The following is an 11074-nucleotide window of genomic DNA, read 5'->3' on the forward strand; positions in this document are numbered from 1 at the left end:
GACCTATCCAGGAGGGCTCCGACGCCGTGATCACACCAGCCACGGCAAGATCATCTCACCTCTGGCCAGCAGTTACGGGACAACCTCTAGTCGCGGGGCAAGCACCCTGGGACTGGGTGAATTAGACCAACGGTGGAGCGGGCGGCCGTGCGCCGGCCTGGCCTGGCCCGTACGACCGTCTCGGTCACTACGATGCGCGCCCCGGTCCACCACCACCTGCGCAGGAGAGCTGGTCCGCTCCTGCATCGTCGCCGTAGGGCGCACCGACAGCGGCCCCGGCTACCGGGCGCTTAGTTCCAAGGGGAGCGTGCGCGGATCATGCCGGATGCCGTCTCGCGGTGATCGGATCAACACAGGCATCCTTGTCGCACAGTGGGCGTCGCGGGTGCCGTGTCTGCCGCGGGGTGCTCGGCGGGATCGTGGATGAAAGCGTGCGCGCCGCCAACTCGGCACGGCCCGCCGCATCGACCGCCTCCAGAAAGTCGTAGGCGTCCGCGCCGACGTGCCCGAAACCCTGACGGCGTGTCAGGGGAAGCACCAAGCGGGTGAGTCGCCACGCTGTCACAGTCAACACCTCGAGTTGCGCGCGCAGTTCGTCGTCGGATACCTCTTCGACCGCGTCGAACAGCCCTGCCCCAGCGTTGTTCACCAGCACGTCGACGCCGCCGAAGCGATCGACCGCGTGAGCGACCGCCGCTTCGCACTGCTCGGCGTCGCGCACGTCCAGAGCCACCGCCGACACCCGGTCCGGGTACCGGTCAGCCAGCTGGTTCATGGAGGCAGGTTTGCGGGCGGTGGCGACCACCAGGTCGCCGGCCTGGAGCCGGAGGCGCCTGCCAGCGCCCGCCCGAGCCCTGAAGAGCACCCCGTCACCAGCCATCACCGCGTCATGCGTCCCCCGTCGCCGTGTCCGTGGCCACGGCCGTAAGCCGCGCGGGGCGATGGTGGCAGTTCGTGCTCCGGCCAGGAGGGGCGCGCGGAAGCACAAGCAGCGCGCATCCAACCTCATCGGAGGGGCCCGCGTGCCGTGACGTGCGCACCGCGCGGGCGCAGGAAAGGTGCCGCCATCGGACCGGCTGCCGGCCGATGGCTTCCGGGCCCCGGGGGGCAGACACCGCGTCGCGAGCGCCCGGACGCCGACGTGGCCGGGGAATGGCGGTACCCGTTGGGTGTGACGTGCGACGGTCCGATGCGGCGGGGGGCCGGACGCGGGCGGCCCGGTCCGAACTTTTCCGGTTTTCCTCCCCCGCGCGCGGCTGGGGCGCGGTTGGATGTCCTCATGACCTCCGCTGAGCACGCGCGGCTGATGCGCGCCAACCAGGCGAACTGGGACGCCCGCACTCCGGTCCACGTCACCAGCCGGTTCTACGGACTGGACGAGGACCTGCATCCGGAGCGCTGGTTCGCCGCGTTCGAGTGGGAGGACCTCGGCGAGTTGTCCGGCCGGGATGTGCTGCACCTCCAGTGCCACCTCGGCACGGAGACGCTCGCCTTCGCCCGGCGTGGAGCCCGGGCGGTCGGCCTGGACTTCTCGGCGGCGTCCGTGACGGCCGCGCGGAACCTCGCCGCGAAGTCGGGCCTCGACGTCACCTACGTCCAGGCCAACGTGTACGACGCCGTGACGGCGCTCGAGGGCCGGCGGTTCGATGTCGTCTACACCGGCAAGGGCGCCCTGTGCTACCTGCCAGACCTCGAGCGGTGGGCGGATGTGGTGACCAGGCTGCTGCGCCCGGGCGGGCGGTTGTACGTGGTGGAGTTCCACCCGCTGCTCAACGCGCTCGGTCCGAAGCCCGGTTCGGGTGAGGGACCGGAGTTGCTGCTGCGCCACGACTACCTGGGGGGCTCCGGTCCGGTGCACCGGGATGCCACCTACACCTACACCGACGGCCCGGCCGTAGAGGGCGCCACGGACAGTTACGAGTGGATGCACGGAGTAGGAGAGGTCGTGAACGCGTTGACGGATGCGGGAATGGGCGTCCGGCGACTGCGGGAGAGCGACGAGCTTCCCTGGCCGCGGTGGCCGAGGATGGTCCGTACGGACTCTGGCTGGTGGCGGCTGGCCGAGCCGCGGATCCCTCTTTTGTACGGCCTGCTGGCCGTTCGTTGATCCTCCTTCCCCGGCAGCGATACAGTGCGAGCAGGCGTGCCTGCCCCTGTTCGGGCGCCGGTGCTGTTCCTTCTCCGTCGGCTGAACGGCCCGTCACTTTCCGACCCGCGCGTTGCGGGTCAGCTCCCCCGCACCACCTCGTGAGCAACCTTTCCCGAGTCATACCCGAGGTGCTGTTCCCGCCGCCTGGAGGCACGCTCCAGCTTTTCCCGCGCGGCTTCTCTCTCCTTCCCATCGCCTGTCCCCTCGCGGTCGTCCTCGAAAGGAAGGCCACCCGCACCCGCCTTGGAGACAGTGATGTCCCGCATCCGCGTGCCCTCGCAGCAGAGACCAGGCGGGTGCTGCCGGTGCTGGTGATGACGCTCGGCTTCTCCCGGTTCATGACCGCGGTGATGATCCCCTCCCGGCAGGGCGGCGACATCCTGTCGGTGGGAGCCGGTCACCGGCATCGGCCGGGTCACCAGGACGCTGGTCTGGGACCGCGAGGCGGCGATCGGCGGGTCCGGGCGGGTGTCCGCGTTGGCGACGGCGTTCGCCGGCACCGTGGCCACCCGGGTCAAGTTCGCACCGCCCGGTGACCCGGGGTACAGGGGCATGGTCAAGCGGAACAACCAGTACCGGGGGACCTCGTTCCTGCCCGGCCGGACGTTCGCCTCGCCGGCGGACTTCAACCTGCAGCTGGCCCAGTGGCTGGACCCGGCCAACGCCCGCGCCGTCCGTTCGATCCAGGGCCGCCCGGTCGACCTGCTGGAGACCGACTACCTGTCGATGATCCCGTTGCCGCCCCTCGACCCACCGACGGGGCTCAACCAGCGGGTCAGGCTCGGCTGCGACTACTGCGTCCGCGTCGACACCGACGACTACTCGGTGGATCCGCAGGTCATCGGCCGGTTCGTCGACGTGACCGCCTCCCCGCAGGGGGTAACGGTGTTCTGCGACGCCAAATCGTCGCCCGGCACGAGCGGTCCGGGGCGAAGCAGGTCGTGCCACCAGGCCGAGGTCCTCATCCTCACCGGCGTTTCCTACCGCACCCGCCAGCGGCGCGAGCTTCTCGCGAAGGAGAACCGCGTCAGCCGCGACTGAGCCGGCTGGACAGCCGGTCCTTCTTCGCGGCTGGCTTTCCGCCGGCCGCCGTCTTCTTCGCCGCCTGCGCCCGCAGAGACGCCTCGCGCTGGGCCTTGACCGAGTACGACCTGGCCTGTGCGATGGACAATCTGGCCGGCGTGATCACGGTCGACGACAACGGTGCGCCAGCACTGGTGCTGGCCGACGAGCCAGCCACCAGCTGCTACCTGCCCGAGCGCCGAGCGTTCCTGCGGTGGCTTGCCGCCGACTCCGAGGCCGGGTTGAGGGCTGCGGCACACGCGCTGTTCTCGCCGACCCGACCACAGCGTGGCAGAGTGCGGCACCTGGACGTCGGATGGTCCGGCGGTGCTCATGGACTCCGCCGAAGCGGGCTCCGACCTGGGCATCGGGAATCCCAGCGGCGGGACGCACACCCAGGCATCGGTCCCACTGCCCGCCGACCGCTGGAAGGTCCGCGCCACCCATACGAAGGTGGACGAGGAGAACTGGGTCGGCCTGGTCCAGTTCCTGCCCACCGAATCCTGAAACAGGCAGTGCCTCGGTCAGGTCCGGCGAGGCGCGCCGCACTGCAGGCTCGCATCCCCGCGGCCGCCACGGCTTCGGCACGGGCCGCTGCCTCCACCAGCAGGACAACGGCGACTAACGCACTGCCCGCTGCGACCGAGGCGCCCAGAACCAGTGCTTCACCATTGGCTGAACGGATCTCTCGACCCCTTCAAGATGCCGCCGACGAGCAGCTCTTCTTTCACGCGAGGCCGGAAGGCAGTCCGTTGGCCGCGGTGGTTGATCGACGGGGCCGGGCGCCGACCAGTCGGGTGAAGCGGCTCGACGCACCAAGAGAGGAACAACCCCTGGCGCCCTCACTCACCCCGGATGCGCCACGTGCCACTCGCCTGGTCCCAGACGACACGGATGCGTCCCTGATCTGGCCTGCGGGCGGTCAACTCGTTGAGGTCGAATGCCGCGAGCGCCTGGAGTGCGTCGTCCGAGACGTCCGACCACAGGTGGAGGCTGATGCCCGCGTCCGGGTCCTCCACGATCGTGAACAGCGCCTCTGCTTCCCTGGAGGGACCGCTGGCGCTGTTCGCGCTTCTGTCCCTGTGGACCAGGCGACGGACCAGGTCGCGAGCCTGTCCGTATGCATCTTCGGCGGCTTTGGAAATCAGCGCCTGAACGAAGGGCAGTACGGCGGTGGTGACCAGGGCCGTGAGCACCACCGTTCCGACATCCCCCGCGCGAAGTTGCTCTTCCGTGAGCCATTTCTCGCTCTCCCGGGCGAGTTCGCGGGCGCGGTCGTGCCACCGCGCGGCCTCGTCTTCGCGTCCGTGATTCGTCAACAACTGAGCTAGTTGCTCTGCAGCCACCTGGGAGACACTCAGCCACTCGCCACCCGCCGCGACCTGGAACCAGTACGCTGATTCGTCGACATGCCCCTGGGCAACGAGCCGTTCAGCGAGTGCCAGCTGTTCATCTTGGTCCCCGGCCTCCGCCGCCGCTCGCTGCCACGGTTCGGCCTCCGCCAATCGTTGCTGCTGACGCAGTCGACGCAGTAGATCTCTCCGCAGCCAGCGATGACCCGCAGTGGCTCCGCGCACCATCCAGCATTCACGTTCGTCGGCGCTGAGGTCCGAGGAGTGCGCCAGGGCATACATGGCCTCCACGTGACCTGATTCCGCTGCTTTTGTGTAGGAATGACGCGCCTGTTCCCCCAGCCTCGCGCTGTCTGGCCCGCCGAGGGCCGCCATCCCCTCGTACACCGCGCCCAGACAGAAAACGCCTTCCGCGCCGCCCGTCTCGGCGGCCGCACGAGCCCACGGCTCGGCCTGCTCGAACAGACGCTTTTGCGTGAACTCCTGCGCAACCAGGAGGGTCGCGCGCAAGTCGCCGTCTTCGGCAGCCAGGAGGAGGTTCCGCTCATCCTGTTCCCTCATCGAGTCCCCTTCGCCCCCAACCAGGGGCTGTCCCGAAACGAACCTCTGACCACCGAGAACACCACTGCCCGGCACATCCGTTGATTATGTGCGGTTGAGCCGGTGTAGATGACGCCGGTGGCTGGACCACGCGGAGTGCTCGCTCGGTCGCGAAGTGCGCGATATGCCTGGCCATGACCGCGCTTGAAGGGTACACATCTTGAACCGATCAGTTCAAGATAGGATGATGCGCAACAGAGTCCGAACCATCGACGCATCGGCAAGGAAGTGCCGCGTGGCAGGCAAGAAGCAGTTCGACATGGACACGGCGCTCGAGGCCGCGATGATCCAGTTCTGGCGCGATGGTTACGCCGACACCTCATTGGACGATTTGTCTCGGGCAACCGGCCTGAACCGCAGTTCCATCTACGCCTCCCTCGGCGACAAGGACACGCTCTTCCTGCGCTGCCTGGATCGCTACGCCGCGCGCTATGGCGAGAAGTACGACGCAGCCCTGTCGTGTGCAGCCTCGGAACCCGTTGGCGCTCTTCGCGCGTTCTTCGACGTCACCCTCGAGCGCATCGCCGATCCCGGACTGCCGGATGGATGCCTGATTGCCCAGTCAGCCATGGCGATCCCAGTGCTGAGTCCGGGCGTCGCAGCGCACGCCAAGCAGGCGCTCGGCTTCCAGCGCCTGCGTCTGCGCACCGCGCTGAAGGCCGGCCGACTGACCGACCAGGACGCCGAAGCCTTCGCTCTGCACGCGGCGGCTGTGAACCAGTCGCTCGCCGTCATGAGCAGGGCCGGGGCGAGCTGGGTGCAGCTCCTGGCCATCGTGGGCGTGACCGTGGACGCCCTGTCGCAGGCGCTGGTGCTGCGACGGTCTTTGCCGTGACGGGTGGCCAGGTCGCGGCTCCACGTCGTTTGCGAAAAGCATTCCTCGATGGCCCATCGGCTGCGCGCGACGCGGATCAGCTCGTCCACGGGGGCTGGACGTCGCGTGTGTCGCGGTGGTCACGTAGCCACCGCCCGAGGGCGGTGACGCCCTCATCCGCCAGAAATGCCCGTGCCCGTGAGTGCAGCCCGACTTCGCCACGCAGCAGCTGGAACGCCTCGTGGCCGTCGCCCAGGGCGCGCGGCACGCCGGCGTATTTCGTCTGCTCCGGGTGGCGCGGGGGTTTCCCGCACCGCGGGGGTCCACACGCGACAGGGCCTGAGATGGACTCTCCTCTGATCCTAGTGAGCGGCAAAGTTCGGGGGCAGGCGGCTTTCCGGCAGGCTGAAGCCGCGGGAACGAGGCTGGGGGGCCGAGGGTCTCGGCACCCACTAGCGCGGGACGAGCCGTCCCGGCCCGGCCCGAGCACCACCGGCCCGAGCACCAGGAGCCCGATCAAACCGAGGGCGAAGGCGGCTGGCTCTCCGCTTCTGCAGCCGACGCTCGAAGTGACCGCGTCACCAGGCAGGAGGCCGCGGCCGGGAGCTCGGCTGACGTCGGCATTGGCGTTCGGGCGTGTTGTCGATTTAGGCTGCGTCGGTTCGTGCCGTTCACGGCGGCAGCCCATCGACGGATTGGAAGCCGATAATGCAGCAGGCATCGGCCACCGACCCGGCTCCTGGGCGCCGCCCCGAGCTGGTCCCCGACCCGGATGCGGAGGCGGCCCGGATCGCGGCGGTGCGGCGCTACGACATCCTCGACACCCCGCCTGACGGGGCGTTCGACCGGGTGGCGGCGATGGCCGCGCGGCTCTTCGACGTACCGGTGGCGACGGTCACGATCGTGGACACCGACCGCATCTGGTTCAAGGCCGCCCACGGCCTGGAAGGTGTCGCGGAGATCGGCCGTGATCCGGGCCTGTGCGGCTCGGCGATCCTGCGCGATGACACGATGGTGATCCCCGACACCCTCAAGGACCCCGTCGCGGCGGACAATCCGCTGGTCGCCGGGGAGATGGGGGTTCGCTTCTACGCCGCCGCGCCGATCATCACCCCCGACGGGCACAAGCTGGGCACGGTCAACGTCCTCGACACCCGGCCACGCTCGATCACCGAGGACGACACCGCCACCCTGGCCGATCTCGCCGCGATCGTGCTGGACGAGATGGAGCTGCGGCTGTCGGCGCTGCACGCCCTGCGCGACGAGCAGGCCCGCCGGGAGGCGGAGAGGCGGCATGCCGAGGCGGAACGGGCACGGGCCGAGGCGGAACGGGCGGCGCGGGAGAAGGCGGAGCAGGACAAGGCCGCCATCGCCGCGTTCGCCTCCACCCTCCAGCGCACCCTGCTGCCCCCGGCCCTTCCCGTGGTGCCGGGGCTGGAACTGGCCTGCCACTACCGCACCGCCTCCGCCCACGACGTGGGCGGCGACTTCTACGACGTCTTCCCCCTCGACGGCGACCGGTGGGCGTTCTTCCTCGGTGACGTGTGCGGCAAAGGCCCCGAGGCGGCGACCGTCACCGCCCTGGCCCGCCACACCCTGCGCGCCACGGCCCAGATCAACGCCGACCCTGTCACCGTGCTGAGCTCGCTCAACACCATACTGCTCACCGACGTGACCGCCGGCCGCCGTTTCTGCACCGTCGTCTTCGGCATCCTGCAGCCCCGGGAAGACGGCGGCTTCACCGTCACCGTCGCAACCGGCGGCCACCCGCCGGCCTACCATGTCCGCTCCGACGACGACGGCGTCTGGGTGCGGGCCGTACGCCCCAGGGGCGGGATGCTCGTCGGCGCCTTCCCGCAGGCCCCCTTCGCCCAGACCACGTTCTTGCTGACGGCCGGGGAAAGCCTCTTTCTCTATACCGACGGACTGATCGAAGCCCGCACCACCGAGGGCGCCATGCTCGGTGACGAAGGCCTGACCGGCTTCCTCCACCAGCGCACCGGGCCCGTCACCGCCACGTCCCTGGTCGAGGACAGCATCACCTTGCTGGCCTCGCTGCCGGACGGAGCCGGCGACGACGTGGCCCTGCTGGCCCTGTCCGTCCCCCACCCTCACACCACAACCGCCGGCAGTGTCGCCGCCACCGCCCACACCGCCGCCGCGCCCGAACACTTCGGCCAGGAGTGATGACCGACGTGACCGACACGCTGCAGCTGACCGTCCAGCACCCCCGCCCCGGCCTCGCGATCGCCACCGTCGCCGGCGACGTGGACACGCGCACCGCGGACACACTGCGCCACGCAGCCTCGAGAATCATCGAGCAAGGGTGTCCGCACCTGATTCTGGACCTGTCACAGGTCGGCTTCTGCGACTCCGGCGGTCTGAGCGCGCTCATCGGCCTCTGGCACGCGGCCCAGGCTGCGGGCGGTGGCATCCGTCTCGCCAACGTCCCCGGCCGCCTGATGCGGATGCTCGTCCTCACCGGTGTCGACGCAGTCCTTCCGGTTCATGCCACCGCCGCCGAAGCAGTCACCGCCATGACCGACAGCCCCTCTACCAGCACAGGCGATCAAGGCTCAATCACCCACGCCTCCACAGGGGGCAGCCCCGGTGAACGCACCGGTGTGGAACCAATGGCCTACGACAGCGCGCACACCCCCTCTGCCGACCTGAGCTGATCGCGCCGACCCGCCAGAGGGCTTGTACCAGCGAACGGGCCAGGTCTAAGGTTCTGTCTCTTTGGTCAGCGCCGTGTCCAGATGAGGATGGCGGCGAGGTGGAGTGCGGTTTGGTAGGCGATGGCGAGTTTGTCGGTTCGTGTGGCCAGGCCGCGCCACTGTTTCAGGCGGTTAATGCATCGCTCGACGGAGTTGCGCTGCTTGTAGGCATCCATGTCGAAGCCGGGTGGGCGGCCGCCTTGGCGTCCTCGCCGCAGACGATGGCCGATCTGGTCCGACGGCTGCGGGATGACCGCGCGGATCTGCCGGCGGTGCAGGTGGCCGCGGATCGCGCGGGACGAGTAGGCGCGGTCGGCCAGGACCGCGGTGGGGCGGGTCCGGGGACGGCCGGGGCCGGTTCTCGGCACCCGGATGCGGGCCATGACCGTCTCGAAGGCGGGCGCGTCACCAGCCTGGCCTGCGGTGATGGCCAATGCCAGGGGTCGTGCATGGCCGTCTGCGGCCAGGTGAATCTTGGTGCTCAGCCCGCCGCGAGAGCGTCCCAGCGCGTGGTGGGATGGTTCGTCGCGGTCCGCGGCCCCCTTTTGAGTGCTCCTGCGGCGTGCTGGTGGGCCCGGACCACGGTGGAGTCGACCGACACGGTCCAGCCGATGTCATCGACGGCATCAGCTGCCGCGAGGACGGCGGCGAAGATCTTCTCCCAGGTTCCGTCGACGGCCCACCTAATCAGACGTTTGTGAGCGGTCTGGAACGAGCCGAGTTCGTCGGGGAGGTCCCGCCAGGGCGAGTTGGTGCGGTACTTCCACGCGATGGCTTCGAGCGTGCGGCGGTGGTCGGCCCACCGCCGTCCGCGAACCGGATCGGCCGGCATCAGCGGCTCGATCCGTTCCCACATCGCATCAGTGATCACTAACCGGACAGGGACATCCGATCAACTGATGAGCCCACCAAAGAGACACGGCCTAGCTCTCCCACCGGCGTATCGGGCCCGAGCTGATCCCTTCCAAGGGCGCCGAGGCGAGGGCGAGATGCTTGCGCATGACCGATCCCCCAAGCCGACAGGCTCAGGTTTGGGCCTTCGTGCGAGGTCCCTGCCGACGTGGCCGAGCGACGCTGCGGCCTCGGCGGCGCCTCGGAGCCACAGTCAGCGTGCTTCTTCCTCGGTGAGACGCGAGGGGTACCTCGCATCGCCGTAAGCCGGTTGCTCAGTGGCGTCCGGGCGGCAGTCAGGCCCACGGTCCGCCCTGTCCCAGGCATCCGCTGCCACGCCCCGTTCACCCTGCAGACGAACGCCGAGGCGACCGCGGTCCTCGGTCGTCTCCTCCCGGTCTGCCGTAAAGACCCGGCGGCCATGACACCTCTGACCAACGCTCTGAAGCCGCTGATCCTGCCTCGTCACACCCTGCAGAAGGTGACCGCCTCTGACGCGCCTCCCGCTGCCGATGAACGCCCTGACCCCGGCTCCAGGTGCCGGCCGTCATCGTCGCCGGGCTGCACGACCCGTTCTGCCTCGGGGGCCAAGCGCGGTCCCTCACAGCGGCGATGCCTCGCTCGCACCTCGTCGAGTTCGAGCAGAGCGGACACTTCCCGTGGTTGGAGCAACTGGACGCGTTCTTCGCACGCGTGCTTGCAACGCTGATGCCTGCCAGCAGAGATGCAGCCTTGACCTGACACCCGAACTCGGTTCCGACGCCCGCGCCCAGATCGGCCGGGCCGGGGCCGTCACAGCCCGGCGGGAGCGAGACCTCGACCTGCCGGGAGTCTGCACGTCCCGGACATAGAGGGCGGTCTGACAGATCGCCTTGGGAAATAGGGGGCAGGGCCTGCCCGTTCTTCGACATCGGCGTGGTCGGCACGATCCGGGCCCGTAGCACCCGCCAATCACGCAAGGGCACACTGTCTTCCACGGCGAAGCATTAGCGATCAACTGACGTCTTCACCACGACCTTGCTATCAGCCAGGGAGACACCATGGTTGTCCCGGTGTGAGGCTGGGCGGCCACACACGCCTACCAAGGCCTCCACTCCCCCGGCATGCTCCAATGCAGAGGGTCTTTACGAGTTTCAACAGACTGGCTTCTGTGACTCCCACCTGTAGTGACGATCGATGCGGCGAATGCACCAGGTTGACGCCTCGCTTCGATCACAGGCGGCGCAGCGCCTGAGCGGAGGTGACGAGCTCCAGATCCCCTCAGTGAGCAACGACAGACCGCTGCCGGACCAGGACTGCAGAGCGGGGCGAGCCAGGAGATCAGATGGCGGCGTTCTGCCCACTCGCCCTCGACGCCTGATGAGCTGGACTCATTCATGGTCAACCGGCCCGTGTGTCAACGATCTCTGAATTTTGACCCCGGCTGGGTCTCCGAAAATTGACCCCCAGGTGAGTGAGCGCATCAACCAGGCGCGCGGCCTGCTGTCAG

9 protein-coding genes and 2 pseudogenes are annotated in these 11074 nt (G+C 69.0%); 7 read left to right on the plus strand and 4 right to left on the minus strand.

Annotated elements, in window-relative coordinates:
* Positions 1 to 316: 316 nt before the first annotated feature.
* Positions 317 to 775: an SDR family NAD(P)-dependent oxidoreductase gene (locus tag ACZ67Q_RS39230; RefSeq protein ID WP_471192385.1), complete on the minus strand. Its 459-nt coding sequence runs from the start codon at positions 773 to 775 to the stop codon at positions 317 to 319.
* Between the two features lie 504 nt (positions 776 to 1279).
* Here ACZ67Q_RS39230 and ACZ67Q_RS39235 point away from each other — a divergent pair.
* Both ACZ67Q_RS39235 and ACZ67Q_RS39240 read left to right on the plus strand, forming a co-directional pair.
* Positions 1280 to 2107, plus strand: coding sequence for a class I SAM-dependent methyltransferase (locus ACZ67Q_RS39235; RefSeq protein ID WP_471192388.1), 828 nt, complete (start codon positions 1280 to 1282; stop codon positions 2105 to 2107).
* Positions 2108 to 2436: 329 nt separating this feature from the next.
* A pseudogene (locus ACZ67Q_RS39240) lies at positions 2437 to 3084 on the plus strand (Mu transposase domain-containing protein); the annotation flags it as partial.
* 92 nt (positions 3085 to 3176) lie between these two features.
* On the opposite strand, the gene ACZ67Q_RS39245 reads toward ACZ67Q_RS39240, so the two are convergent.
* Positions 3177 to 3320, minus strand: a complete 144-nt coding sequence (locus tag ACZ67Q_RS39245) for a hypothetical protein (RefSeq protein WP_471192391.1) — start codon at positions 3318 to 3320, stop codon at positions 3177 to 3179.
* Between ACZ67Q_RS39245 and ACZ67Q_RS39250 the strand changes: the two are divergent.
* Positions 3313 to 3417, plus strand: a pseudogene (locus ACZ67Q_RS39250) (Imm21 family immunity protein); the annotation flags it as partial. The gene ACZ67Q_RS39245 and the pseudogene ACZ67Q_RS39250 sit on opposite strands and share 8 nt — an antisense overlap.
* Before the next feature lie 127 nt (positions 3418 to 3544).
* Complete coding sequence (locus ACZ67Q_RS39255) at positions 3545 to 3718, plus strand: hypothetical protein (protein ID WP_471192394.1); 174 nt, start codon at positions 3545 to 3547, stop codon at positions 3716 to 3718.
* A gap of 335 nt (positions 3719 to 4053) precedes the next feature.
* Here ACZ67Q_RS39255 and ACZ67Q_RS39260 read toward each other — a convergent pair whose 3' ends face one another.
* A complete protein-coding gene (locus ACZ67Q_RS39260; protein ID WP_471192397.1) occupies positions 4054 to 5124 on the minus strand; it encodes an SEL1-like repeat protein in 1071 nt (356 codons plus the stop codon).
* 274 nt (positions 5125 to 5398) lie between these two features.
* Here ACZ67Q_RS39260 and ACZ67Q_RS39265 point away from each other — a divergent pair, with 274 nt between their 5' ends.
* The 3 genes from ACZ67Q_RS39265 (at position 5399) to ACZ67Q_RS39275 (ending at position 8655) form a co-directional block, all read left to right on the plus strand.
* The gene (locus ACZ67Q_RS39265; protein ID WP_471192400.1) at positions 5399 to 5998 is read left to right on the plus strand and encodes a TetR/AcrR family transcriptional regulator; all 600 of its coding nucleotides are present in this window, start codon (positions 5399 to 5401) and stop codon (positions 5996 to 5998) included.
* Positions 5999 to 6685: 687 nt separating this feature from the next.
* Complete coding sequence (locus ACZ67Q_RS39270) at positions 6686 to 8164, plus strand: PP2C family protein-serine/threonine phosphatase (protein ID WP_471192403.1); 1479 nt, start codon at positions 6686 to 6688, stop codon at positions 8162 to 8164.
* A complete protein-coding gene (locus ACZ67Q_RS39275; RefSeq protein ID WP_471192406.1) occupies positions 8164 to 8655 on the plus strand; it encodes an STAS domain-containing protein in 492 nt (163 codons plus the stop codon). Before ACZ67Q_RS39270 ends, ACZ67Q_RS39275 begins: the two co-directional genes overlap by 1 nt.
* A gap of 65 nt (positions 8656 to 8720) precedes the next feature.
* Here the strand turns inward: ACZ67Q_RS39275 and ACZ67Q_RS39280 are convergent.
* Positions 8721 to 9550 (minus strand): IS5 family transposase gene (locus ACZ67Q_RS39280; protein ID WP_471192408.1). Its coding sequence is split into 2 segments (ribosomal slippage): positions 8721 to 9244 and positions 9244 to 9550, totalling 831 coding nucleotides; the frame shifts between segments, so codons are not numbered across the junction.
* Positions 9551 to 11074 lie beyond the last annotated feature (1524 nt).

Source organism: Streptomyces sp. NPDC036813, assembly GCF_055609245.1.